Source organism: Pseudomonas syringae pv. tagetis (assembly GCF_022557255.1).
In the GTDB taxonomy this organism is placed as follows: domain Bacteria; phylum Pseudomonadota; class Gammaproteobacteria; order Pseudomonadales; family Pseudomonadaceae; genus Aquipseudomonas; species Aquipseudomonas caricapapayae.
Genome location: NZ_CP092923.1, coordinates 5550174 through 5575003, shown reverse-complemented (window position 1 = coordinate 5575003; position 24830 = coordinate 5550174). Strand labels below are relative to the sequence as shown.

Sequence of the window (24830 nt, the reverse complement as noted above, 5' to 3'; positions counted from 1 at the left end):
CGGCAATAGCCGATGTGAATCGTTGGCGCTGACGCCGCGAATCCTGCAAGCCGCGTCGGACGCGGTTGCCCATCGTCTGACGATGCACTCAATTTGCGCATCATCGCGCCATACACACCCATACTGATGCATTAACGCGGTTGGTCCTGCCAAGGCACCAGCTTGCGTTGCAGTGCACGCAGGCCCAGCTCCATGGCAAACGCGATAACGGCAATCACCAGAATCCCCAGAATCACAACGTCGGTCACCAGAAACTGCGCTGCCGACTGCACCATGAACCCAAGCCCGCTGGTGGCGGCGATAAGCTCTGCCGCCACCAGTGTCGACCAGCCCACGCCCAGGCCGATGCGGATCCCGGTAAGGATGTCCGGGAGCGCGCCGGGCAGGACCACATGACGAATCAACTGCCAGCGTGTTGCGCCCAGTGCCTGTGCTGCCCGCACTTTGGCCGGGTCAACGGTGCGAACTCCGGTGGCGGTAGCGATGGCAATTGGCGCGAAGATCGCCAGATAAATCAGCAACACTTTGGAGAATTCGTCGATACCGAACCAGATAACGATCAGCGGCAGGTAGGCCAGCGGTGGTATCGGTCTGTAAAATTCGATCAGCGGGTCGAAGATGCCTCGCGCAACGCGGTTGTGGCCGATGGCGATGCCCACCGGGATGGCCGTCACAATCGCTGCACCCAGGGCCAGACCGATGCGTTGCAGGCTGGCATGCAGATGCTGCCAGAGTGTGGCGTCCATGTAGCCTTTGGTTGCCAGCAGCCAGCCTTTGCTCAGCACATCCGCTGGCGACGGCAGGAACAGCGGTTCGATCCAGCCCGCGGCAGTCACGGCCCACCAGAGGGTCAGCAACGCCGCTAGGGTCAGCCCGCTGATCGCCCTGGTGCCTGGATAACCGTCTGACGCCGGGGCAGCAGGTTGTTCGGCCAACGGTTTGGCGATGCTTGCCAGGTTGTGGCGATCCATCGGCTCATGGCCGCTTACAGGCTCATGGCTGCTCATACACGCTGCTCCCGAGTGCGTTGGGAGAACACCCTGGCCAGCACATGTTCGCGGGTCTCGATGAAATGTGGATCGGATTTTATCGCACGGGCCGATTCGCCAGCGCTGTAGCGGCGGCTGAAGTCCAGGTGCAGATGCTCGTCGACCCGACCGGGGTTGGGGGCGAGCAGAACAAGATCGGTGGCGAGGAACACCGCCTCTTCTATATCGTGCGTTATCAGAAACACTGGCTTGGCGGTACGTTGCCACACTTGCAGCAACAGCTCCTGCATCTGTTCGCGGGTGAAAGCGTCCAATGCCCCGAACGGCTCGTCCATCAACAGGATGCGCGGGTCGGCTGCCAACGCTCTGGCCAGACCGACGCGTTGCCGTTGCCCGCCGGACAGCTGCCATATTCGCCTTTGATCAAAGCCCATCAGATCCACCAGTGCCAACATCTCCCGTGCTCTTGCTTCGCGTTCTGCACGGCTGACACCTGCCAGTTCAAGACCAAATGCAACATTGGCCAACACATCCTGCCAAGGCAGCAAAGCATCGTCCTGAAACACTACACCGCGCTCGGCGCTCGGCCCCTCGACGACAATCCCGTCAAGGGTAATGTGACCGCTGTCGGGTTTGATAAAGCCTGCAATCAGGTTCAGCAACGAGGTCTTACCGCTGCCGGAGGGTCCAAGCGCGACCAGCAGTTGCTGTGGGCCCAGGCTCAGATTGATGTCCGCCAGCACCGGTGCCGCTGCACCGGGATACTGTGCGCCGATACGCTCCAGCCGCAACAGGGCCATGCCGTGTCTCCTTTTAATCAAGGCGCTTAGCTAATCAAGGCGCTTAGCGAGGAATGAACCGGGTGCTGACGTAAGGCGAATAGTCAGGTAGCGGCGCGTCTACCTTGCCCTGCTCTTTAAGGAATGCTGCAGTTTTGCTCACGGCCTCAATGGTTGGTGCGCCCAGCAACGCCGTCTGTTCGGCAGCCAGCGGGTAGACGTTGCCTTGCAACAGCGCAGGAACGTCAGACGCCTTGGCACCTGACAGCCTGGTCAGCTTGTCGATATTGGCCGGGTTGGCGATCCATGCAGCGGGGTCCTGGCGATAGTGGGCATAGGCATCGAGCGTCACTTTGGCGAATGCACTGACAATCTCCGGATGTTTGCTGGCGAAGTCCTTGCGCACGATCCATGCATCGAAGGTAGGGGCTCCGACCTTGGCCAGTTCGCCGGAGGTGATCAGCACCTTGCCGGTTTCCTTCGCAACGCCCAGTGCGGGGTCCCAGACATAGGTGGCGTCGATGTCGCCGCGCTTCCAAGCCGCAGCAATGGCGGGCGGCGCAAGGTTGAGGATCGTGACCCTCGCCGGATCGATGTTCCAGTGTTTGAGTGCAGCGAGCAGGCTGTAATGGCCGGTGGAGACAAAGGGCACGGCTACCTTCTTGCCGATCAGGTCCTGTGGCGAGTCGATCCCCGAGCCATTGCGGGCGACCAGGGCTTCGGCAGCGCCAATCTGCGTTGCAATCAGGAATGCCTCAACCGGGAGTTTGCGCGTAGCGGCTGCTGTGAAGGGGCTTGAGCCGAGGTAACCGATCTGTACATCGCCGGAGGCGACCGCCGTAATGACGTCCGCCCCGTTATCGAATTTGCGCCAGGAGATTTTCGAGTCGGTGGCTTTTTCATAGGCGTTATCGGCCTGGGCAACCTTGGCCGGGTCGACGGTCGTCTGGTAGGCAACGGTAAAGTCGGCTGCTTGTGCGATGAATGTTGTGCCAGTCAACGACAGTGCAATCAGCAGGCGCAGGGGAAAATGCAGTTTCATGGTGGCGCTCCGAATCAGACGAGCTTGGGACTGGCTGGATTAGGAGCCTAAGTGATCTAAGAAAATACAAATAAATAACTTTTAGATATTAGCTTATGAAAGGTTCTTATCCGCTTACCTGCACATCAGAGGCTGTTACGCATCTGCCAATCGGCTCAGGTGCGAGACGCCGGACACCGAAATTGCTTTTTTGTTCACCTGGACGACCCTTGAGCGCGTGTTTCAGACGGTCAAAAACGCTGAAAAAAGCCTGTTTTAAGCGGTTTTTAGAAATTATTTCACGATGGCATAGCGCCAGACGTCAAAGTGGTGACAACTGTCATATTTCTTCACTAACCTCTCTGAAGTGCCCGTTTTACAAGGCTTTTACTGGCAGGCTGATTGCACCTTGCCGTTGGCGACAATGACCGGCTGGTTTGGATTTGACCGGTAAGTGGCACAAAACGAAATGATCTGACGAGCGGTACCAAAATAAATTTTGGGAATTACGCAATTAGGTCGATACACTCCGTGACGTCCTGGCTGACACGAGTTGTGACATATACCTGATTGTTATCAGGAGCTGATAAACGGTTCCTTTTGGGCATGAAGAATTTTCACTAACGTTCGGCCACCGACATGCGCGGTCTAGTCAAAAGTCGGGGTGTACAGAATCCATTGACCTCCAGGTCGGGACTGTCGCCTATCGCAATATCTCTGGGTCAGGGCAATGCCCGGCACCAGAGACATAAAAAATTAGATTCACGAGGAGCGTAGTTAATGAAGAAGTCCACCCTGGCCTTGGCCGTAACCGTCGGTGTATTGGCCCAGCAGGCCGGTGCAGCTGGTTTCCTTGAAGACAGCAAAGCGTCCGTTAGTTCTCGTACTCTGTATTTCGACAACGATTTCCGCGAAGGCACTACCCACAACAACCGTGAGACGGCCACTGGCCTGAAATTCGACTACCTGTCGGGCTTCACTCAGGGCACTGTGGGTTTCGGTCTGGATGTCCAGGGATTGGTCGGTGTTCACCTTGATGGCGGCCGTGGCAACCACGCTGCTGCAGCAAACGGCGGTATTCTGCCTACCGACACTGACGGTTCTGCGGTCAGCGAGTGGAGCCGTCTGGGCGCCAACGGCAAGGTACGCTTCTCGAAAACCGAACTGAAAGTCGGTAACGCATTGGCACCTAACCTGCCAATTCTGGTCAGCAACGACGGTCGTCTTCTGCCCCAGGCTTTCCAGGGCGGCATCCTGACCTCCAAGGATCTGGACACCGTTACCTTCACGGCTGGTCAGTTGAACAAGTCCATCGGCCGTGCTTCGAGCAACTGGACTGACCTGTCCATTGCCGGTGCTTCCGAGACTGCCGATCAGTTCCGCTTCGCCGGTGCTGACTGGAAAGTTACCAAAGACCTGACCCTGCAGTACTACTACGCCAACCTGGAAGACTTCTACAAGCAACACTTCCTGGGTCTGGTTCATGTCTACCCGATCAGCGACAACCAGTCCTTCAAGACTGACCTGCGTTATTTCAACAGCAGCTCTGACGGCAAGAACAGCGACGCCGCGACGGGCTACCGTTTCAACAACAACAACGGTTATGCCAAGAACGCTGGCGAAGTGGATAACTCCACCTGGTCTGCCATGTTCACCTACTCCTTGGGTGGCCATGCATTGATGGTTGGCCATCAGCAGGTTGGCGATGACGGCGGTATGGTTTTCCTGAACCAGGGCAACGTAACCAAGAACGGCACCAGCACTTCGAGTCTTGAAGGCAACGGCGGTTCCAGCTTCTACCTGTTCACTGACTCGATGATCAACGGCTTCAACCGTGCGGGTGAAAACACCACGTTCGGTCAGTACTCGTATGACTTCGCCAAAGTGGGTGTTCCAGGCCTGAAAGCAGCAGTTGCTTACCTGCACGCAGACGACATTCGCGACCGTACTACCGGCAAGGAAGAGTACTCGGAGTGGGAAACCGACATGCGCGTTGACTACGTGATCCAGAGCGGTCCGCTGAAAGGCTTCGGTACCACCCTGCGTCACGGTACTTACCGTGCCGATGGCGACCTGAACAACTCGACCAACACTGACCAGACCCGCCTGATCTTCAACTACACCTACAACTTCATGTAAGTGTATTGAGGTCCAGAGAAACCCCGCCTCGTGCGGGGTTTCTTTTGCCTGTTTTTTGATATTCCTGACAGCTATAGGAGGCGCATTATTTATTCTTTTTAACTTCCCTGGACAGGGCGCACAGTAGTGCTATACCAAGGCCTACCCGATACAGACAAGGAGCAACACCATGACACTGCGACTTGGCGACATCGCCCCTGACTTCGAGCAGGAATCCAGCGAAGGTCGTATCCGTTTCCACGAATGGCTCGGCGATAGCTGGGGGGTATTGTTTTCTCATCCTGCCGACTTCACGCCGGTCTGCACCACCGAGCTGGGCTTCACCGCCAAATTGAAAGACGAGTTCGCCAAGCGCGGTGTGAAAGCCATTGCGTTGTCGGTGGACCCGGTTGATTCGCATATCAAGTGGATCGACGACATCAACACCACGCAAAACACCCAGGTCAACTTCCCGATTCTGGCCGATGCCGACCGCAAGGTCTCCGACCTGTATGACCTTATTCATCCCAATGCCAACGACACGCTGACTGTGCGTTCGTTGTTCGTGATCGATCCGAACAAGAAGGTGCGCCTGACGATTACTTATCCAGCGAGTACCGGGCGTAATTTCCACGAGATTCTGCGCGTTATCGACTCGCTGCAATTGACCGACAACTACAAGGTCGCCACGCCCGCCAACTGGGTGGACGGCGATGACGTAGTGATTGTGCCGTCGATCAAGGACGAAGCCGAAATCAAACAACGCTTTCCCAAGGGCTACAAGGTCGTCACACCTTATCTGCGCCTGACACCTCAGCCAAACCGCTAATTTTCGATCTACCAAGCGTGGGGTTATTCGGGCCGATTTATCGGCCCTTTTTTATGGCGTTCGAGCACCTCTCGTTCACTTCAGTGCCGGACCATCAAGACAGGACGCAGAGCATCCAGAACGGTATGCCGACGCGGAGCGTCGCACGATAGTCGACGTGCCTGGCGCGGCACACTCAGATTAAGCATCTCACGGTAGTCGAGACCATCGTTCCTCGCGCTCCAGCGTGGGAATGCCGTGCGTGACGCTCTGCGTCTCAAATCTGCATCGCGCCGCAGAGCCAGAGTCGGACGCAGAGCGTCCAGAACGGCATGCGACGCGGAGCGTCGCACGATAGTCGACGTGCCTGGCGCGGCACACTCAGATTGAGCATCTCACGGTAGTCGAGACCATCGTTCCTCACGCTCCAGCGTGGGAATGCCGTGCGTGACGCTCTGCGTCACAAAATCTTCGTCGCGCCGCAGAGCCAGAGTCGGACGCAGAGCGCCCAGAACGGCATGCGCCGCGGAGCGTCGCACGATAGTCGACGTGCCTGGCGCGGCACACTCAGATTGAGCGTCTCACGGTATTCGAGGTCATCGTTCCTCACGCTCCAGCGTGGGAATGCCGTGCGTGACGCTCTGCGTCACAAATCTTCGTCGCGTCGCAGAGCCAGGGTCGGACGCAGAGCGTTCAGAACGGCATGCGACGCGGAACGTCGCACGATAGTTGAAAAATAGTGCGGTCCTTCATATTCATTTAAGGAATAACTAAATGAAAAAATAAGATTTATAGATATAAAAAAGTGCTGTTAAGGTCGTGCCTATTCCCGCCTTGTTCGTCTCCTACTGGCCGATCAGGCACTGGCCAACACCCCGCTAAAGGAGCGCGTATGCGCACTGTCATTTTGCGTCGAAGTCTTGTCGCGCTGTTTGCTGCTGCGGTCGCTCTTGGTGCGGTCACGCAGGCCCAGGCGGAAGACCTGCGCATCGGTTATCAGAAATACGGCACGCTGGTGCTGCTCAAGGCCAAGGGCTCGCTGGAAAAGCGTCTGGCCGAGCAGGGCGTCAAGGTTCAATGGACAGAGTTCCCCGGTGGCCCGCAGCTGCTTGAAGGTCTGAACGTAGGCTCCATCGACTTCGGTGTAACCGGCGAAACACCGCCTGTCTTCGCCCAGGCCGCTGGCGCGGACCTGCTGTACGTGGCTTACGAGCCACCGGCGCCGACCAGTGAAGCGATCCTGGTGCCCAAGGATTCCCCTGTTACCTCGGTCAAAGACCTGAAAGGCAAGAAAGTCGTCCTCAATAAAGGTTCGAACGTCCATTACCTGTTGGTCAAGGCGCTGGAAGATGCGGGCCTGAAATACACCGACATCCAGACTGTCTTCCTGCCTCCGGCCGATGCGCGCGCCGCTTTCGAGCGCGGCAGCGTAGACGCCTGGGTCATCTGGGACCCGTACCAGGCTGCTGCGGAAAAACAATTGCAGGCGCGGACCTTGAAAGACGGCACCGGCATCGTCGACAACCACCAGTTCTATCTGGCGACCAAGCCTTACGCGCAAAAGAACCCGAAGGTGATTCAAGCCCTGGTGGAAGAAGTCCGTGCGGTGGGCGAGTGGTCCAAGGCTCACCCTGACGAAGTGACCCAACAGGTCGCGCCGTTGCTGGGGCTGCCCGCCGACATCACCCTGACTTCAGTAAAACGCCAAGGCTACGGTGCACTGTTCATAACTCCACCGGTTGTAGCGGCGCAGCAGAAAATTGCCGACACCTTCTATCAGCTCAAACTGATTCCAAAGCCGCTCAGCATCGCTGATGTGGTCTGGACACCTCCTGCTGCTGTTGCTCAAGCACAGTGATCGTCAGGCCCTTCGAGGAGACAACTCCATGAGCCTCAGTGCTTCGCAACGCATCGTTCACCGGCTGGCGCCCTGGGCACTTCCAGTCCTGTTGCTGGCCGTCTGGCAGCTGTCAGTCAGCGCCGGGTGGTTATCCACACGTATTCTTCCTGCACCCAGCGCAGTCATCGAGGCGGGTATCAATCTGGTCGCGAGTGGCGAAATCTGGACGCATCTGGCGATCAGCGGCTGGCGTGCCGGGATCGGTTTCGCTATCGGCGGCGGCATCGGCCTGGCTCTGGGCTTTATTACCGGCCTGAGCAAATGGGGCGAGCGCCTGCTGGACAGCTCGGTGCAGATGATTCGCAACGTCCCGCATCTGGCGCTGATCCCGCTGGTCATCCTGTGGTTCGGTATCGACGAGACCGCCAAGATATTCCTCGTGGCGCTGGGCACTCTGTTCCCGATTTATCTGAATACCTACCACGGCATCCGTAACATCGATCCGGCGCTTGTGGAGATGTCACGCAGCTACGGCCTGTCTGGTTTCAGCCTGTTCCGTCATGTGATTCTGCCGGGTGCGATGCCGTCGATTCTGGTGGGCGTGCGCTTTGCGCTGGGCTTCATGTGGCTGACGCTGATTGTGGCGGAAACCATTTCTGCCAGCTCCGGCATCGGCTATCTGGCGATGAATGCGCGGGAGTTCCTGCAAACCGACATCGTGGTACTGGCCATCGTGCTGTACGCCGTGCTCGGCAAGCTGGCCGATCTGGCTGCCCGCGGTCTGGAGCGTGTCTGCCTGCGCTGGCACCCGGCGTATCAAGTGAGCAAAGGCGGTGCAGCATGACCAGTCTTAAACAGCAACCTCCGCATTTGCTGCGTGGTATCCCGCTGGCAGTACGCAACCTGAAAAAGGCGTTTGGCACTCGCGAAGTGCTTAAGGACATCGACCTGCATATTCCGGCCGGTCAGTTCGTCGCCATCGTCGGCCGTAGCGGCTGCGGTAAAAGTACCTTGCTGCGCCTGCTTGCCGGCCTCGACAAGCCAACCGAGGGTCAATTGCTAGCAGGTTCTGCACCACTGGACGACGCTCGTGAAGACACGCGTTTGATGTTCCAGGAGGCGCGTTTGCTGCCCTGGAAAAAGATCATCGATAACGTCGGCCTTGGCCTGAGCGGCGATTGGCGGGCGCAGGCGCTTGAAGCGCTTGAGGCCGTTGGCCTTGCCGAGCGCGCCAACGAGTGGCCAGCGGCATTGTCCGGTGGCCAGAAGCAACGTGTTGCTTTGGCTCGTGCGCTGATTCACAAACCGCGTCTGCTGTTGCTTGATGAGCCTCTGGGCGCGCTGGATGCTCTGACCCGCATCGAGATGCAGCAACTGATTGAAAAACTGTGGGGCCAATACGGCTTCACGGTGCTGCTGGTGACTCACGACGTCAGCGAGGCTGTGGCCATTGCCGACCGAGTCATCCTGATCGAAGAAGGCCAGATTGGCCTGGACCTGCTGGTCGACCTGCCGCGTCCACGTGTTCGTGGCTCGCATCGCCTTGCGGCACTGGAAGCCGAAGTCCTCAACCGCGTGCTGGCCCTGCCAGGCTCGCCACCTGACCCGGAACCGTTTTCGCCACTGCCCACGCAACTGCGCTGGGCAAATTAACCCTGATCCCCAAAGGAAGACATGCCATGACTATCAAAGCCATCAACGTTCGTAACCAGTTCAAAGGCACCATCAAGGAAATCGTTCACGGCGACGTACTGTCGGAAATCGACGTACAGACCGCTTCCGGCGTTGTGACCTCGGTCATCACCACCCGCTCGGTAAAAGAGCTGGAACTGGTCGTCGGCAGCGAAGTAATCGCCTTCGTGAAGTCGACTGAAGTCTCCATCGCCAAGCTGTAAACGATGGGCAAAAAACACCCCGGACGGTTATAGCCCTCCGGGGTGTTTAGCTTTTTTACCTAGCCGTTCTGTGAGGTAGGCGAAGTATCGGTTTTGCCGGATGCTGGCGTCATGATGTTTCTTGCTTTAGCTACTCTGCTCATAATGCGGTCCTCTTGACTAAAAACATCGGCAAATACAACCCCAAATAAGCATCAAACACCCGCATGCCTTCCTCAGCCATGCGCGGTGTGATCGCGTCATGCAACTGCACTGACCGCGCATATACCCGGTCCCCCAGTTCCATCGCCAGCGCAAACACATCCACGTCATCCGGCAGCGCGGGCAGTTGAAAGTGGCGATCGAATACCTCCAGCATCAGTTGCCCCAGTTCTATGTCATGTTGGCGGTCGGCCTGGTTGATTTCAGTCAGGCCGTGCTGGGCGAGGATCAATTGGCGGGCGGCGGCGTCGGCGTTGTAGATGGCGAGCATGCGCAGTTCGACGATGCGTGACAGATCGCGCCAGGTGGTGAGCTGATCGTGATCGATGGGTGCTTGCAGCGATGCGCGGAAGGCGGCGTGGATATCGGCGGTCAGTGCTTCAAGCAGGGCCGGAACGCTGGCGAAGAAGTGATACACCGACGACGGCGGAATGCCGGCGCGCTCGGCAACGCTGTAGATCGACAGGCTGGCCACCCCTTGCTCGGCAAGCAGCGTGCGTGCGGCGTCGAGAATCGAGTCGATTCTGGCCTGGCTGCGTGCTTGAGGTTTACGAGGTGCGGCGGCGCGTGTCATGGGCGTGGCTCTTGGCTGGGCTGCGGGGATTGTAAGGGATTCTGACGGGATGAATCGCTGTCGTCGCCAAACGATTATCGCTCCCGCGCTCCGCGCTCATCGGTATACAAAAATCCAACTGTTTATCGTGCCAATGCTCCGCGTTGGCATGCAGTTCGTGACGCTCTGCGTCACAAATTCGGGCCGCACTGCATGTTCAAGATCGGACGCAGAGCGTCCAGAACGGCATTCCCACGCTGGAGCGTGAGGAACGATAGGTGTCCGGGGCATGCACGCCAGACAAAAACGCCGCAAGGCTCAAAGCCTGCGGCGTTTTGTAGTGCTCAGCCTCAATCAGACCGTATGCAGATACCAGTTGTACTCGAGGTCGGAGATGGAGTGTTCGAACTCCTCCAGCTCGCTCTCTTTACAGGCCACGAAAATATCGATGTATTTCGGATCGATGTATTTGGCCATGACTGGGTCATCGTCCAGCTTGCGCAATGCGTCGCGCAGGTTGTTCGGCAGGCTCTGTTCATGCTGCTCGTAGGAGTTGCCTTCTACCGGGGCACCAGGCTCGACCTTGTTGACCAAGCCGTGATGTACGCCCGCCAGGACAGAAGCCATCACCAGGTACGGGTTGGCATCGGCCCCGGCAACGCGGTGTTCGATGCGCACAGCATCTGCGCTGCCGGTCGGCACGCGCACGGCTACGGTTCGGTTATCCAGGCCCCAAGTCGGCGAGTTGGGGACATAGAACTGGGCACCGAAACGGCGGTACGAGTTGACGTTCGGGCACAGAAAAGCCATTTGTGCCGGCAGGGTCTCGAGCACACCGCCGATTGCGTGACGCAATGCGGCGTTCTGCTCGGGATCCTCGCTGGTGAAGATGTTCTTGCCGTCGCGATCCAGAATCGAGATGTGAACGTGCAGACCATTGCCCGCCTGACCCGGATAGGGTTTGGCCATGAAGGTCGTGTCCATCTCGTGATCGTAGGCAATGTTCTTGATCAGGCGCTTGAGCAGCACGGCGTAATCGCACGCCTTGATGGCATCCGCGACGTGATGCAAGTTGACTTCGAACTGTGCCGGGGCGCTTTCCTTGACGATGGCGTCGGCAGGGATGCCTTGCTCCTTGGCACCTTCAAGGATGTCCTGAAGGCAGTCGACGTATTCGTCGAGGTCATCGATCAGGTAGACCTGTGTCGAATGCGGGCGTTTGCCGGAGATCGGGGAGCGTGGCGGTTGCGGGCGACCGTTCACGTTCTCCTGGTCGATCAGGTAGAACTCCAGTTCGAACGCTGCGCAGATGGTCAGGCCCATTTCATCGAATTTGGCGACGACCTGACGCAATACTTCGCGCGGATCGGCAAAAAACGGATCACCTTCGATTTCGTGCATGGTCATCAGCAATTGCGCGGTAGGGCGCTTTTGCCACGGCTCGTTGCACAGGGTATCGGGGATGGGGTAGCAGATACGGTCGGCATCACCGATATCCAGGCCCAGACCGGTGCTTTCCACCGTGGAGCCATTGATATCCAGGGCAAATAAAGAGGCCGGCAGGTTGATGCCTTTCTCGTAAACCTTATGGAGGCTGGTGCGTTCGATGCGTTTGCCACGCACCACACCATTCATATCTGCAATCAGAAGGTCAACGTACAGAACCTCAGGATGTTCCTTAAGGAACGCGTTCGCTTCGTTAAGCTGAACGGCACGCGGGGGTACCGACATGATGCAACACCTTTGTTGTTAAAAATATCAATCATCAATGATTGCGGATCTCAGTCAATCCGAAAGCCATGATGAAGTCAATAGAGCCACTTTTGCCCTAAAACTGCGCCATATGGCCTTTTTTGCTGCTATTTAGGGCGTTTTATTCTGTTTCCTGGTAATGCTGAATACAGGCTTGAGCGGCCTGTCTTCTATTATTAACGGGCTGTTGTATAAAAAAATGAACGAGGCTAAGCTCGATCGCAACCCAATAGAGCAACAATAGCGGGGGTCCAATGCGTCACCTTCCCTTGGTCGACACGCAGGTATCCAGTCGGTACCGCGCCCATCATGCCTGTGATATCAGTGCTCGTGGTGGATTGACGCACATTGCGACATTCCCGGACGGCCATCAGAGCCCGTCTGCTCTACTCTCAAGGCTGGACATTACCACTATAACGGCGTCGTCAGTGTGACCGTCCCGTCTGGAAATCCGGCTCTGCAGCTGTCACCTTACCCCTATTCGGCTCTCGCCGAAACGAGTTGTACCCATGACGCCGATGCGTCTAGAAAACGCCTGATCACGATCAGGACAATAAAACCCTGAGGTATTTATGAGTACCAACCTCGACCAGCTCACCGATTGGTTGAAAGAACACAAGATTACCGAAGTCGAATGCATGATGTCCGACCTTACCGGCATCACCCGCGGCAAGATCTCGCCGACCAACAAATTCATCGCTGAAAAAGGCATGCGTCTGCCTGAAAGCGTGCTGTTGCAGACGGTAACCGGTGACTATGTAGAGGACGATATCTACTACGAGCTGCTGGACCCGGCAGACATCGACATGATTTGCCGCCCCGACCAGAACGCGGTGTATCTGGTGCCCTGGGCGGTAGAGCCCACAGCGCAGGTGATTCACGACACCTACGACAAGCAGGGCAACCCTATCGAGCTGTCGCCGCGCAACGTCTTGAAGAAGGTCCTGAAACTCTACGCCGATCAAGGCTGGCAGCCCATCGTGGCACCCGAGATGGAGTTTTACCTGACCAAACGCAGTGATGACCCCGACTATCCGCTGCAGCCGCCAATCGGTCGCTCCGGGCGGCCCGAGACCGGGCGGCAGTCGTTCTCCATCGAAGCTGCCAATGAGTTCGACCCATTGTTCGAAGACGTCTATGACTGGTGCGAGCTGCAGAATCTGGATCTGGATACGCTGATCCACGAAGACGGCACGGCGCAGATGGAAATCAACTTCCGTCACGGCGACGCTCTGTCTCTGGCTGATCAGATTCTGGTGTTCAAGCGCACCATGCGCGAAGCCGCCCTCAAGCATGACGTTGCGGCGACCTTCATGGCCAAGCCGATGACCGGCGAGCCTGGCAGTGCCATGCACCTGCACCAGAGCATCATCGACATCGAGACCGGCAAGAACATCTTCTCGAATGAAGACGGGACCATGAGCGAGCTGTTTCTGAACCACGTCGGTGGTCTGCAGAAGTTCATTCCCGAGCTGTTGCCGCTGTTCGCGCCCAACGTCAACTCGTTTCGCCGCTTTCTGCCCGACACTTCGGCCCCGGTGAATGTCGAGTGGGGCGAAGAAAACCGCACCGTCGGCCTGCGCGTGCCGGATGCCGTGCCGCAGAACCGCCGTGTGGAAAACCGTCTGCCGGGTGCCGATGCCAATCCTTATCTGGCCATCGCCGCCAGCCTGCTGTGCGGGTTTATCGGCATGGTCGAAGGCATCAACCCGAGCGCGCCAGTGGTCGGACGTGGCTACGAGCGGCGCAATCTGCGTCTGCCGTTGACCATCGAAGACGCGCTGGAGCGCATGGAAAACAGCAAGACCATTGAAAAATACTTGGGCAAGAAATTCATCATCGGTTATGTCGCGGTCAAGCGCGCCGAGCATGAAAACTTCAAGCGCGTGATCAGTTCCTGGGAGCGGGAATTCCTGCTTTTCGCCGTCTGATCGCGCAGAGCGCTGCTGCGGCTGATGCACGGCGCTCTGACAACTGACCTGATCAAAGGAAGTGCTGCATGAGTGCCAACAACCCGCAAACCCTCGAATGGCAGGCCCTGAGCAGCGAGCATCACCTGGCACCGTTCAGCGATTACAAGCAGTTGAAAGAGAAAGGCCCGCGCATCATCACTCGCGCCGAGGGCGTTTATCTGTGGGACAGCGAGGGCAACAAGATCCTCGATGGCATGTCCGGCCTGTGGTGCGTTGCCATTGGCTATGGTCGCGAAGAGCTGGCCGACGCTGCCAGCAAGCAGATGCGTGAGCTGCCTTACTACAACCTGTTTTTCCAGACCGCCCACCCGCCGGTGCTGGAGCTGGCCAAGGCTATTTCCGAGATCGCTCCACAAGGCATGAATCATGTGTTCTTCACCGGCTCAGGCTCCGAAGGCAATGACACGATGCTGCGCATGGTTCGTCATTACTGGGCGCTCAAGGGGCAGCCGAACAAGAAAACCATCATCAGCCGCGTCAACGGTTATCACGGTTCGACCGTCGCCGGAGCCAGTCTGGGCGGCATGACGTACATGCACGAGCAGGGCGACTTGCCGATCCCGGGGGTGGTGCATATTCCGCAGCCGTACTGGTTCGGCGAAGGTGGCGACATGACACCTGACGAGTTTGGGGTGTGGGCTGCCGAGCAACTGGAAAAGAAAATTCTCGAACTGGGCGTCGAGAACGTCGGGGCATTCATCGCCGAGCCGATCCAGGGCGCGGGCGGTGTGATCATCCCCCCCGAGTCCTACTGGCCAAAGATCAAGGAGATCCTTTCCCGCTACGACATCCTCTTCGCCGCCGATGAGGTGATTTGTGGCTTCGGGCGCACCAGTGAGTGGTTCGGTAGCGATTTCTACGGCCTCAAGCCAGACATGATGACCATCGCCAAAGGGCTAACCTCCGGTTACGTGCCGATGGGTGGCCTGATCGTACGCGATGAAATCGTTGCGGTGCTCAACGACGGCGGCGATTTCAATCACGGCTTCACCTACTCGGGGCATCCGGTGGCGGCTGCGGTTGCGCTGGAGAACATACGTATCCTGCGCGAAGAAAAGATCGTCGAACGGGTCAAGTCGGAAACGGCACCGTATTTGCAAAAGCGTTTGCGTGAGTTGAGCGATCATCCACTGGTGGGCGAAGTCCGCGGCGTCGGGCTGCTGGGGGCCATCGAACTGGTGAAGAACAAGGTCACTCGCGAACGTTACACCGACAAGGGCGCGGGAATGATCTGTCGAACCTTCTGCTTCGATAATGGCCTGATCATGCGGGCTGTGGGCGATACGATGATCATTGCGCCGCCATTGGTGATCAGTGTTGCGGAAATCGACGAGCTGGTCGAAAAGGCTCGCAAATGCCTGGACCTGACGCTGGCGGTATTGCAGGACTGAATCCGCAAAAAAAGTGTCGATTCAAGCGCGATGTGCGTTGTTTTAGGGGCCTTGGCTTGTAAGCCTGCCCAGGAAATTGCCAGACTAATGGCTACACGCCGCTAACTGACGGTCAGTGATAAAAATACATTGGAGCTACGCATGAAAAAATTTGGCAAGACCCTTCTCGCGCTGTCCCTGATGGGCGTTGTGGCCGCCGCTGCGCAGGCCGATGACAAAGTGCTGCACGTCTACAACTGGTCCGATTATATCGCGCCGGACACCGTTGCCAAGTTCGAGAAGGAATCGGGCATCAAGGTGGTCTACGACGTTTTCGACAGCAACGAGACGCTGGAAGCCAAATTGCTCGCTGGCAAGTCCGGCTATGACATTGTTGTGCCGTCCAACAACTTCCTGGCCAAGCAGATCAAGGCCGGTGTTTATCAGGAACTGGACAAGTCCAGACTGCCGAACTGGAAGAACCTGAACGAATCGCTGCTCAAGGCCGTGTCGGTCAGCGATCCGGATAACAAGCATGCCTTCCCGTACATGTGGGGGTCGATCGGTATCGGCATCAACCCGGACAAGGTCAAGGCTGCACTGGGGGCCGATGCGCCGGTCAACTCGTGGGATCTGCTGTTCAAGCCGGAGAACGCTGCCAAGCTGAAATCGTGTGGCATCAGCTTCCTCGACTCGCCGACCGAAATGTTGCCGATTGCCTTGCATTATCTGGGCTACCCGACCGACTCTCAGGACAAGAAGCAGCTTGCCGAAGCTGAAGCGCTGTTCATGAAGATTCGTCCGTCGATCGGCTATTTCCACTCGTCCAAGTACATCTCGGACCTGGCCAACGGCAACATCTGTGTAGCCGTCGGTTACTCGGGTGACATCTATCAGGCCAAGTCGCGTGCTGCCGAGGCCGGTGGCAAGGTCAAAGTTGCCTACAACATTCCGAAAGAAGGCGCTGGCAGCTTCTATGACATGGTCGCCATTCCCAAGGATGCCGAAAACGTCGAAGGTGCCTACAAGTTCATGACCTTCCTGATGAAGCCGGAAATCATGGCCGAAATCACCAACGCAGTACGCTTCCCGAATGGCAACGCAGCGGCCACGGCACTGGTCGACAAGGAAATCACCAGTGACCCTGGCGTTTATCCACCTGCCGATGTCCAAGCCAAGTTGTATGCAATCGCGGACTTGCCGGCTGCAACCCAGCGGATCATGACCCGCAGCTGGACCAAGATAAAGTCAGGTAAATAAGCCTGTCATCAAACCTGTGGATGCTGCGTAGCCTTGGCCACGCAGCCTCCAGCAGACAGGAATATTGCCTAAACCTTTGCTGGATGGACGCATAGACGGTAAGTTGCGCGCCGGTTTGGTTTTCCGGACGCCCTCCGGCGCTCAGGCCCCTCTGTTAAAAGGACTCATTCTTTGTCTATTTCTATTTTTTCCAAAACCTTGCTGGCGGCTGCCGGGCTGATGCTGACGATCAGTGCTCAGGCTGAATCCACCGTGCATATTTATAACTGGTCCGATTACATCGGCAAGACCACGCTGGCGGACTTTGAGGCGACCACGGGCATCAAGCCGATGTACGACGTGTTCGACTCCAACGAAACCCTGGAAGCCAAGCTGCTGGCCGGACGCACGGGCTACGACGTGGTGGTGCCGTCCAATCATTTCCTCGGCAAGCAGATCAAGGCCGGCGCTTTCCAGAAACTCGACAAGTCGTTGCTGCCCAACTACAAGAATCTCGACCCGGCGCTGCTCAAGCGTCTGGAGAAGAACGACCCTGGCAACCAGTACGCAGTGCCGTATCTGTGGGGCACCAACGGCATCGGTTACAACGTCGACAAGGTCAAGGCCGTGTTGGGCGTCGACAAGATCGACTCCTGGGCAGTGTTGTTCGAGCCTGAAAACATCAAGAAGCTGTCCATTTGCGGCGTAGCGTTTCTCGACTCTGCCGATGAAATGTTGCCGGCAGTGCTCAACTACATGGGGCTGGACCCCAACAGCACTAAGGAAGCCGATTACAAGAAGGCCGAAGCCAAGCTCATGGCGATTCGTCCTTACGTGACCTATTTCCATTCCTCCAAATACATTACCGACCTGGCCAATGGCGACATCTGTGTTGCGGCCGGTTTTTCGGGTGACGTGTTCCAGGCCAGGTCCCGTGCGGAAGAAGCAGGCAAGGGCGTGAAGCTTGCCTACAGCATCCCGAAAGAGGGCGGCAACCTGTGGTTCGACATGCTGGCAATCCCGGCGGACTCGAAGAACGTCAAGGCCGCCAGCGCTTTCATCAACTACATGCTTGACCCCAAGGTAATCGCCAAGGTCAGCGATGAAGTCGGCTACGCCAACCCCAATCCCGCTTCCGGCGAGTTCATGGACCAGAGCATCCGTACCGATGAAGCGGTTTATCCGCCTCAGGAGGTGCTGGACCGCCTGTTCGTGAACAGCGAGTTGCCACCCAAGGTGCAACGTCTGATGACCCGCAGCTGGACCAAGGTCAAGTCGGGCAAATAAAAATCCAGCTCCCGGCCGTATTGGCCGGGTTGCGTACCTGTTGGGAGTTTCACCCATGGCAGTTGCCTCCGGCGCCTACAAGAAAGCCCTCGAAGGCGGTCAGCAACCCAAAGAGGTGCTGGTCAAGATTGATCGGGTCACGAAAAAGTTCGACGAGACGATTGCGGTGGACGACGTGTCCCTGCAGATCAACAAAGGCGAGATATTCGCCCTGCTTGGCGGCTCCGGTTCCGGTAAATCGACACTGCTGCGCATGCTGGCCGGGTTCGAACGGCCTACCGAGGGCCGCATCTACCTCGACGGTGTCGACATTACCGACATGCCGCCGTACGAACGTCCGATCAACATGATGTTCCAGTCCTACGCCCTGTTCCCGCACATGACCGTGGCGGACAACATCGCCTTCGGCCTGAAACAGGACAAGCTGGCCAAGCCGGAAATCGAAGCCCGCGTGGCGGAAATGCTCAAGCTGGTGCAGATGACTCAGTACGCCAGGCGCAAGCCGCATCAGCTCTCGGGTGGTCAGCGTCAGCGTGTGGCCCTGGCCCGTTCGCTGGCCAAAAAGCCCAAGCTGTTGCTGCTCGACGAGCCAATGGGGGCGCTGGACAAGAAGCTGCGTTCGCAGATGCAGCTGGAACTGGTAGAGATCATCGAGCGCGTTGGCGTGACCTGCGTGATGGTGACCCACGATCAGGAAGAGGCCATGACCATGGCCGAGCGCATCGCGATCATGCACCTGGGCTGGATCGCGCAGATCGGCAGCCCGATCGACATCTACGAGACCCCGACCAGCCGTCTGGTCTGCGAATTCATCGGCAGCGTCAACCTGTTCGAAGGCGATGTGATCGAAGACATGGAAGCTCACGCGCTGATCCGCAGCCCCGAGCTGGAGCGCAATATCTACGTCGGCCACGGCGTCAGTACGTCGGTGGAAGACAAGCACATCACCTACGCGCTGCGCCCGGAGAAACTGCTGATCACCACCGAGCAGCCGGGCTTCGAATACAACTGGTCGCGTGGCAAGGTCCACGACATCGCCTATCTGGGCGGTCACTCGGTGTTCTACGTCGAGCTGCCGGGCGGCAAGCTGGTCCAGTCGTTCGTCGCCAACGCCGAGCGTCAGGGCGCACGGCCTACCTGGGGCGATGAAGTCTACGTCTGGTGGGAAGACGACAGCGGCGTGGTACTGCGCTCATGAAAATCCGCAAGATCAAGCGCGCGTTCGAGCGCATAAAGCCCAACGGGCGGCAGATGGTCATCGGCGTGCCGTTCCTCTGGCTGTTCCTGTTCTTTGCCTTGCCGTTTTTGATCGTGCTCAAGATCAGCTTCGCCGAAGCCGACGTCGCGATCCCGCCGTACACAGAGATTTTCAGTTACGCCGACGAAAAGCTGCAGATGGTCCTCAACTTCGCCAACTACACCTTGCTCAGTGGCGACGACCTGTACGTTTCGGCCTATCTGGGTTCGCTGAAAATGGCCTTTATCAGCACGCTGCTGTGCCTGCTGATCGGCTATCCGATGGCCTATGCCATCGCCAGCGCCCGTAAAGACCTGCAAACCGTACTGTTGCTGCTGATCATGATGCCGACCTGGACCGCAATCCTGATCCGCGTCTACGCCTGGATGGGCATTCTCAGCAACAACGGGCTGCTCAATGCCTTCCTGATGTGGCTGGGCCTGATCGACGCGCCGTTGCAGATCCTCAACACCAACCTGGCGGTGTACATCGGCGTAGTCTATTCCTACCTGCCATTCATGATCCTGCCGCTGTACGCCAACCTTGTGAAGCACGACACCAGCCTGCTGGAGGCTGCGTCCGACCTGGGTTCCAGCACGTTCAACAGCTTCTGGAAAATCACCGTGCCGTTGTCCAAGAACGGCGTGATCGCCGGCTGCATGCTGGTGTTCATTCCCGTGGTGGGCGAGTTCGTGATCCCCGAGCTGCTGGGTGGTCCGGAAACCCTGATGATCGGCCGCGTGTTGTGGCAGGAATTCTTCAACAACCGTGACTGGCCGGTGGCTTCGGCGCTGGCGGTCATCATGCTGCTGGTGTTGATCGTGCCCATTATCCTGTTCAACCGCAGTCAGGCTAAAGAACTGGAGGGCAAGGCATGAGCCGCTTTCGATTCTCGAACCTGATGCTGGTCCTGGGTTTGCTGTTCATCTACGCGCCGATGGTGATTCTGGTCATCTACTCGTTTAACGCCTCGCAGCTGGTGACGGTCTGGGGCGGCTGGTCGGTGAAATGGTACGTCGGCCTGCTGGACAACTCGCAACTGATGGGCTCGGTGATGCGCTCGCTGGAAATCGCCTGCTACACCGCCGTTGCGGCGGTGGCGCTGGGCACCATGGCTGCGTTTGTGCTGACCCGCATCAGCCGCTTCAAGGGCCGCACGTTTTTTGGCGGGCTGGTGACTGCGCCGCTGGTGATGCCGGAAGTGATCACCGGCCTGTCGCTGTTGCTGCTGTTCGTGGCCATGGCGCAGCTGATCGGCTGGCCGCAGGAGCGCGGCATCATGACCATCTGGATCGCGCACACAACGTTCTGCGCCGCCTACGTGGCGGTGGTGGTGTCGGCGCGGCTGCGTGAGCTGGACCTGTCGATCGAGGAGGCGGCCATGGATCTGGGGGCACGTCCGTGGAAGGTGTTCTTCCTGATCACCATCCCGATGATCGCGCCATCGCTTGCTGCCGGGGGCATGATGTCGTTTGCGTTGTCGCTGGACGACCTGGTACTCGCCAGTTTCGTCTCCGGGCCGGGATCGACGACCTTGCCGATGGAAGTGTTCTCGGCCGTGCGTCTGGGTGTGAAGCCTGAGATCAACGCGGTTGCCAGCCTGATCCTGCTGGCCGTGTCACTGGCGACCTTCCTGGTGTGGTTCTTCACCCGCCGCGCCGAAAACAACCGCAAACGTGCTATCCAGCAAGCCATCGATGAAAGTGCAGCAGATGCCTGGAAGCAACCAGACCCGAGGCGTGCTCCGACGGCCTGACAGCTGCGGCACGGCAGGACGCAGAGCGCCCGGAACTGCATGCCTGCGCAGAGCGCTGGAACGATGACCACACTGGATTTGAGATCAGGTTATCGTTTCACGCTCCAGCGTGGGAACGCAGTTCTCTCCGCGCCCGATCCTGATCCTGATCCTGATCCTGATCTTGCGGCGCGGCGCCTTGGCACGATATTCACCTAACTGCTACGCGCCCGGCACCAACCGCAAAACCCCTTCCGTATGCTCCGCCACGTCCTTCTCGCTGAAGCGCTGCGGCACGTATTCGCCGCTCACAAACGCCTTGGCCTGATCCGAATAATGCTTGTCGAACGGCACGCCGCTTTGCCCTACCGGGTTGATCCCCAGGCTATGGGCCGGATCGGCGAAGTCGATGAGGCGGCGGGTCGAGGGGCCGTAGCCGACCGGCCATGGGGCAGGGCGGATGCTGGATGACAGGTTATTCGGTACTTCATGCGTGCCCGGTGCGGCATAGGGGCCAACGTTGAAAATCATGTCCAGCGGCTTCTGTGAACCCATCGGGTGGCCCTGCGTGAGGGTGTGGGCCTTGCCCCACACCCATTCATCCGGGTTGGTGCCGTACAACGACTTCAAGTGCGACACGCTGGCCCGCCACGCTACCTTGACAGTATTGGCGCGACTTTCTTCGTGGGGGGAATTGCGATTGTTCCACCACGGCGAATCGGCATCGGCGGCCAGGCGCGGCAGGGCGGCGTCCAGTACGCGGGTCGACAGCAGTGTTTCAAACATCGTGTCGCCCAGTTCGTCGTGGAAGGTCTCTTCGGTCAGGTCGAACAGGAACTGGTTGAACAGCGTGGCACCCACCGAATCCACAGGGTAATCGCCTTTCCAGCTGGCCATGCGCTCCACAAGGGCGAGTTCGTCCGGGTCACTGACGACGCCGCGCAGCACCGGGATCAAGGGGGTGAGAATGCTCGGTGCATAGTCGGTCTGCGTACCCAGTTGGAGCGCTTTGCTGGCTGCCAGGTCCCACTTGACCGTAGAGTCGCTCAGTTGCCGGTTCAATTCCTGACCGCGCTCGGCCGGGTTGTAGTAACCGGGAATCTGCATGCCGGTCGGCGACAGGGGCTGGAAGTTGGCTGACACGATGTAGCCACGCGCCGGGTTTTCTTCGTGCGGGTTGGCGCTGAACGGGTAGAAACCGAGTTTATCGGCCTGCGCCGTGCTGCCATCCAGAATGAAGCCGGGGTTGACGCCTTCCGGGCGGATCGGCAATTGCGCCGCTGCCCACCAGCCGATGTCACCCTTGGCATTGGCCCAGACGATATTGAGACCCGGCGACTGGATCTTCTCGGCGGCGTTACGCATCTTCTCCAGCGTATCGGCACGGTTGGCCTCGTAGAAACCATCCAGTACCGGGTTGGCCGACACCAGAAAGGACCACCACATGGCAATCGGCGTCTGGCCCGCGTTCTTGCCCATCACATTATTGACGATCGGGCCGTGCGGCGACTCCAGCAGCGTCAGAACGACTGGCGATTGACCTTTGACTGCAATCTGTTGCTCGGTGCGGGTCATGTTGACCCATTGCCCGTGATACCAGACCTGATCGGGATTATCAGGATTGGTCTTCTCGGCGATCAGGTCCACGTCATCGTTCTGGAACATGGTCAGGCTCCAGCCAAAATCCATGTTGTGCCCCAGAAACGCAAACGGATTGAGCCCCGGAAAATGTCCGTACAGCTCAAAGCCCGGCGCAGACAGCTGCGCTTCGTACCACACAGAGGGCACGGAGAAGCGGATATGCGGATCGCCTGCCAGTATCGGTTTGCCGCTTTGCGTGCGGCTGCCGGAAATCGCCCAGGCGTTACTGCCCTCGAACTGCGGCAGACCCGCGTCTTCCAGCGCTGTGTGGCTCAACCGGGCCAACTGCGCCAGGCCTTTCCAGTCGCCGCTGGCCAACGCCGGCCTGGTGCCCAGAACGCCGTCCGGATGCCAGTCCAGGTCAAACACCTTCAAATAGTTCGGACCCAGCTGATCGCGCACATACGTCAGCAGTGGTTCGGTTCTGAACGCTGCCGCGAAGCTGTACGCCAGGTAGCCACCGATGCTGACCGTGTCTTCGGTCGTAAAGCGCCGCTTGGGGATGCCCAGCGCGTCGAATTCCATCGGCCTCGCATGAGTGTCCTGATACTGATTGACGCCGTCGATGTAGGCTTCCAGTGCTTTCCAGGTGGGCGTGTTCTTGTCCTGACGTGCGACATAAGCGTCGGCATGCTGGCGAATTCGCAGGGTACGAAACAGTTTGTCGGTCTCGACCAGGTTCGGTCCAAGTATCTCCGCCAGTTCGCCGCGCGCCAGGCGCCGCAGCATTTCCATCTGGAACAGCCGGTCCTGAGCATGGGCATAACCCAGTGCACGGTAAAGATCGGCTTCGTTTTCGGCCCGGATGTGCGGCACGCCACGTTCGTCATACCGCAGAGTAACGGGGGCCTGGAGACGACTCATGGCAATTTCGCCATCACGGACCGGTTGTTTGCTATTGACGTACCAGCCCGCGCCACCTGCAAGGACGGCGATGACAATAGCGAGAATGACGAGGCTGCGTTTCATCCGGTTTCTCTATAAATGGCGTGAGGCATGGGTGAGTACTATGGTGAACAACATGGCAGCAGACTGACTGCCGGCCTTGCTGGATACAGCGCGAAAGCCTACCGCGATCAAGTGCAAAGCAGGCATTAAGATAGCGCTCGCTATCGTACAGACCGATGGCGATACGCCGATTCATGACTCAAATACGTGATTGCAGCGGCGCAGCTTGCCATGCCGGAGCATACAGAAGAATATCGTTACACAATTTTACTCACCGCCTGCCGGAATCTGGAAGCCACATGTCCGCCACGTTTGACCCCGATAAACTACGCGCCAGCCTGCTGCCGCTGAATGTCATCGACCCGCTTTCCATGGACGGACTGGCCTATCAGCGTTTCTACGGGCTGGCCGGGCTAGGCGGTGAAAAAGTCATACGCAGCTGGCTGGGGCGGCTTGATGTCGCGGGTTACGAGGTTGTCGGGCAGGTGTGGATGCCTGACAGTCCGGTCGCCACGCTGTTTCTGTTTCACGGGTTCTATGACCACATGGGGCTGTACCGTCATGTGATCGAGTGGGCGCTGAATTACGGGTTTGCCGTGATCGCCTGCGACTTGCCGGGGCACGGACTGTCCAGTGGCAGTCGGGCCTGTATCAATGACTTCGCCGAATACCAGCTCGTGCTGCAACGCCTGCTGCTTGAGGCCGAAGGCCTGGGGCTGCCGCACCCTTGGCACCTTTGCGGGCAAAGCATGGGTGGCGCCATCGTGACCGATCACCTGCTGCATCAGGGGCATGACACGCCAGCGCAAGGTGAGGTGATCCTCCTGGCACCTCTGATCAGGCCAAGGGCCTGGGGCTGGTCGCGGTTGAGTTATCAACTGCTGAGACCGTTCGTCAACGGCATTGCCCGGCGCTTCACGGAAAATTCCAATGCGCCCGCGTTCCTGCCTTTTCTATTGGCGGACCCTTTGCAGCCACGCCGCTTGCCCACTGCCTGGGTCGGCGCGCTGTCGAAATGGATCGTGCGTATCGAAAGCGCACCACGCAGCCTGCGCAGCCCGCTGATCATTCAGGGCGAAGCGGACATGACGGTGGACTGGTCTCACAACCTTGCGGTGCTGAACGGCAAGTTCAGCCAGCCGCAGATTCTGATGTTGGGCCATGCCCGACATCATCTGGCCAACGAGTCGCCGGAGTTACGGGCAAGGTATTTTGACTTTCTGGAAGGGCGACTTCGTTAGGCTCTTCCAGCCTTGCCGGCCTGCAGGGCCTTTACCTGCCGCCGCAGGCGAAAGTTATCAATGGCCAGCGTGACGAGCGTCAACGTCCCCAATACGGCTGAGGCGTCCTGCCCCAGAGAACTCCAGAACAGCCAGGCTAAAAAAGCCATTGCAATAGCGGTAGCGAGTAGGGCCAGAGAGTCCTTCATACGGTTGTTTCCATT

21 protein-coding genes are annotated in these 24830 nt (G+C 58.3%); 14 read left to right on the top strand and 7 right to left on the bottom strand.

Translation table 11 applies throughout. The annotated features are described in order from the left end of the window. Window positions 1–131: 131 nt before the first annotated feature. The 3 genes from tauC to tauA are packed head-to-tail and all read right to left on the bottom strand — an operon-like array spanning window position 132 to window position 2810. A complete protein-coding gene (gene tauC / locus MME58_RS24940) occupies window positions 132–1007 on the bottom strand; it encodes a taurine ABC transporter permease TauC (RefSeq protein ID WP_055006965.1) in 876 nt (291 codons plus the stop codon). Next, complete coding sequence (gene tauB, locus MME58_RS24935; protein ID WP_054986786.1) at window positions 1004–1789, bottom strand: taurine ABC transporter ATP-binding subunit; 786 nt, start codon at window positions 1787–1789, stop codon at window positions 1004–1006. Before tauB ends, tauC begins: the two co-directional genes overlap by 4 nt. A gap of 43 nt (window positions 1790–1832) precedes the next feature. Further along, window positions 1833–2810: a taurine ABC transporter substrate-binding protein gene (gene tauA / locus MME58_RS24930; protein WP_055006966.1), complete on the bottom strand. Its 978-nt coding sequence runs from the start codon at window positions 2808–2810 to the stop codon at window positions 1833–1835. A gap of 759 nt (window positions 2811–3569) precedes the next feature. Between tauA and MME58_RS24925 the strand changes: the two genes are divergently transcribed. The 6 genes from MME58_RS24925 to MME58_RS24900 all read left to right on the top strand — a co-directional run bounded on the left by MME58_RS24925 (window position 3570) and on the right by MME58_RS24900 (window position 9450). Continuing rightward, complete coding sequence (locus tag MME58_RS24925; protein WP_054987263.1) at window positions 3570–4928, top strand: OprD family porin; 1359 nt, start codon at window positions 3570–3572, stop codon at window positions 4926–4928. Between the two features lie 169 nt (window positions 4929–5097). Beyond that, on the top strand, window positions 5098–5736 hold the full coding sequence (locus MME58_RS24920) for a peroxiredoxin (protein WP_055006967.1): 639 nt from the start codon (window positions 5098–5100) through the stop codon (window positions 5734–5736). A gap of 871 nt (window positions 5737–6607) precedes the next feature. Beyond that, window positions 6608–7573 (top strand): sulfonate ABC transporter substrate-binding protein, encoded by a 966-nt coding sequence (locus MME58_RS24915; protein ID WP_055006968.1) that lies wholly within the window; start codon window positions 6608–6610, stop codon window positions 7571–7573. A gap of 28 nt (window positions 7574–7601) precedes the next feature. Beyond that, window positions 7602–8399: an aliphatic sulfonate ABC transporter permease SsuC gene (gene ssuC, locus MME58_RS24910; protein WP_032614408.1), complete on the top strand. Its 798-nt coding sequence runs from the start codon at window positions 7602–7604 to the stop codon at window positions 8397–8399. Then, window positions 8396–9208 (top strand): aliphatic sulfonates ABC transporter ATP-binding protein, encoded by an 813-nt coding sequence (gene ssuB, locus MME58_RS24905; RefSeq protein WP_010195713.1) that lies wholly within the window; start codon window positions 8396–8398, stop codon window positions 9206–9208. The genes ssuC and ssuB overlap by 4 nt, the downstream gene beginning before the upstream one ends. A gap of 26 nt (window positions 9209–9234) precedes the next feature. Next, complete coding sequence (locus MME58_RS24900) at window positions 9235–9450, top strand: TOBE domain-containing protein (RefSeq protein ID WP_002555770.1); 216 nt, start codon at window positions 9235–9237, stop codon at window positions 9448–9450. 139 nt (window positions 9451–9589) lie between these two features. Here the strand turns inward: MME58_RS24900 and MME58_RS24895 are convergent, their stop codons facing one another. Further along, entirely contained in the window at window positions 9590–10225 is a 636-nt protein-coding gene (locus MME58_RS24895; protein WP_054987259.1) for a TetR/AcrR family transcriptional regulator, read from the bottom strand. 333 nt (window positions 10226–10558) lie between these two features. After that, on the bottom strand, window positions 10559–11935 hold the full coding sequence (locus MME58_RS24890) for a glutamine synthetase family protein (RefSeq protein ID WP_054987258.1): 1377 nt from the start codon (window positions 11933–11935) through the stop codon (window positions 10559–10561). A 593-nt stretch (window positions 11936–12528) separates the two neighbouring features. On the opposite strand from MME58_RS24890, the gene MME58_RS24885 reads away from it, so the two are divergent. From MME58_RS24885 to MME58_RS24855, 7 genes are all read left to right on the top strand, one after another. After that, the gene (locus MME58_RS24885) at window positions 12529–13887 is read left to right on the top strand and encodes a glutamine synthetase family protein (protein WP_002555767.1); all 1359 of its coding nucleotides are present in this window, start codon (window positions 12529–12531) and stop codon (window positions 13885–13887) included. A 68-nt stretch (window positions 13888–13955) separates the two neighbouring features. Further along, complete coding sequence (locus tag MME58_RS24880; RefSeq protein WP_055006969.1) at window positions 13956–15320, top strand: aspartate aminotransferase family protein; 1365 nt, start codon at window positions 13956–13958, stop codon at window positions 15318–15320. A gap of 141 nt (window positions 15321–15461) precedes the next feature. Next, window positions 15462–16559, top strand: coding sequence for a polyamine ABC transporter substrate-binding protein (locus MME58_RS24875; protein ID WP_054987256.1), 1098 nt, complete (start codon window positions 15462–15464; stop codon window positions 16557–16559). A gap of 171 nt (window positions 16560–16730) precedes the next feature. Continuing rightward, window positions 16731–17825, top strand: coding sequence for a polyamine ABC transporter substrate-binding protein (locus tag MME58_RS24870; RefSeq protein ID WP_054987255.1), 1095 nt, complete (start codon window positions 16731–16733; stop codon window positions 17823–17825). A gap of 55 nt (window positions 17826–17880) precedes the next feature. Beyond that, entirely contained in the window at window positions 17881–19023 is a 1143-nt protein-coding gene (gene potA, locus MME58_RS24865; RefSeq protein WP_055006970.1) for a polyamine ABC transporter ATP-binding protein, read from the top strand. Further along, window positions 19020–19940 carry an ABC transporter permease subunit gene (locus MME58_RS24860; RefSeq protein WP_003372160.1) on the top strand — a complete coding sequence of 307 codons (921 nt, stop codon included), beginning with the start codon at window positions 19020–19022 and terminating at the stop codon, window positions 19938–19940. Before potA ends, MME58_RS24860 begins: the two co-directional genes overlap by 4 nt. Further along, window positions 19937–20818, top strand: a complete 882-nt coding sequence (locus tag MME58_RS24855) for an ABC transporter permease subunit (protein ID WP_055006971.1) — start codon at window positions 19937–19939, stop codon at window positions 20816–20818. Before MME58_RS24860 ends, MME58_RS24855 begins: the two co-directional genes overlap by 4 nt. A gap of 201 nt (window positions 20819–21019) precedes the next feature. Here MME58_RS24855 and MME58_RS24850 read toward each other — a convergent pair whose 3' ends face one another. Then, complete coding sequence (locus MME58_RS24850; RefSeq protein ID WP_054987252.1) at window positions 21020–23407, bottom strand: penicillin acylase family protein; 2388 nt, start codon at window positions 23405–23407, stop codon at window positions 21020–21022. Window positions 23408–23685: 278 nt separating this feature from the next. Here MME58_RS24850 and bipL point away from each other — a divergent pair, with 278 nt between their 5' ends. After that, complete coding sequence (gene bipL, locus MME58_RS24845; protein WP_055006972.1) at window positions 23686–24627, top strand: phospholipase BipL; 942 nt, start codon at window positions 23686–23688, stop codon at window positions 24625–24627. Here bipL and MME58_RS24840 read toward each other — a convergent pair. Next, entirely contained in the window at window positions 24624–24815 is a 192-nt protein-coding gene (locus MME58_RS24840; protein ID WP_055006973.1) for a hypothetical protein, read from the bottom strand. The two genes, bipL and MME58_RS24840, sit on opposite strands and share 4 nt — an antisense overlap. Window positions 24816–24830: the final 15 nt, after the last annotated feature.

Bases quoted from the DNA above. Each gene is read 5' to 3' on its own strand.
- tauC (WP_055006965.1), bottom strand. From the start codon at position 1,007: ATGAGCAGCCATGAGCCTGTAAGCGGCCATGAGCCGATGGATCGCCAC.
- tauB (WP_054986786.1), bottom strand. From the start codon at position 1,789: ATGGCCCTGTTGCGGCTGGAGCGTATCGGCGCACAGTATCCCGGTGCA.
- tauA (WP_055006966.1), bottom strand. From the start codon at position 2,810: ATGAAACTGCATTTTCCCCTGCGCCTGCTGATTGCACTGTCGTTGACT.
- MME58_RS24925 (WP_054987263.1), top strand. From the start codon at position 3,570: ATGAAGAAGTCCACCCTGGCCTTGGCCGTAACCGTCGGTGTATTGGCC.
- MME58_RS24920 (WP_055006967.1), top strand. From the start codon at position 5,098: ATGACACTGCGACTTGGCGACATCGCCCCTGACTTCGAGCAGGAATCC.
- MME58_RS24915 (WP_055006968.1), top strand. From the start codon at position 6,608: ATGCGCACTGTCATTTTGCGTCGAAGTCTTGTCGCGCTGTTTGCTGCT.
- ssuC (WP_032614408.1), top strand. From the start codon at position 7,602: ATGAGCCTCAGTGCTTCGCAACGCATCGTTCACCGGCTGGCGCCCTGG.
- ssuB (WP_010195713.1), top strand. From the start codon at position 8,396: ATGACCAGTCTTAAACAGCAACCTCCGCATTTGCTGCGTGGTATCCCG.
- MME58_RS24900 (WP_002555770.1), top strand. From the start codon at position 9,235: ATGACTATCAAAGCCATCAACGTTCGTAACCAGTTCAAAGGCACCATC.
- MME58_RS24895 (WP_054987259.1), bottom strand. From the start codon at position 10,225: ATGACACGCGCCGCCGCACCTCGTAAACCTCAAGCACGCAGCCAGGCC.
- MME58_RS24890 (WP_054987258.1), bottom strand. From the start codon at position 11,935: ATGTCGGTACCCCCGCGTGCCGTTCAGCTTAACGAAGCGAACGCGTTC.
- MME58_RS24885 (WP_002555767.1), top strand. From the start codon at position 12,529: ATGAGTACCAACCTCGACCAGCTCACCGATTGGTTGAAAGAACACAAG.
- MME58_RS24880 (WP_055006969.1), top strand. From the start codon at position 13,956: ATGAGTGCCAACAACCCGCAAACCCTCGAATGGCAGGCCCTGAGCAGC.
- MME58_RS24875 (WP_054987256.1), top strand. From the start codon at position 15,462: ATGAAAAAATTTGGCAAGACCCTTCTCGCGCTGTCCCTGATGGGCGTT.
- potA (WP_055006970.1), top strand. From the start codon at position 17,881: ATGGCAGTTGCCTCCGGCGCCTACAAGAAAGCCCTCGAAGGCGGTCAG.
- MME58_RS24860 (WP_003372160.1), top strand. From the start codon at position 19,020: ATGAAAATCCGCAAGATCAAGCGCGCGTTCGAGCGCATAAAGCCCAAC.
- MME58_RS24855 (WP_055006971.1), top strand. From the start codon at position 19,937: ATGAGCCGCTTTCGATTCTCGAACCTGATGCTGGTCCTGGGTTTGCTG.
- MME58_RS24850 (WP_054987252.1), bottom strand. From the start codon at position 23,407: ATGAAACGCAGCCTCGTCATTCTCGCTATTGTCATCGCCGTCCTTGCA.
- bipL (WP_055006972.1), top strand. From the start codon at position 23,686: ATGTCCGCCACGTTTGACCCCGATAAACTACGCGCCAGCCTGCTGCCG.
- MME58_RS24840 (WP_055006973.1), bottom strand. From the start codon at position 24,815: ATGAAGGACTCTCTGGCCCTACTCGCTACCGCTATTGCAATGGCTTTT.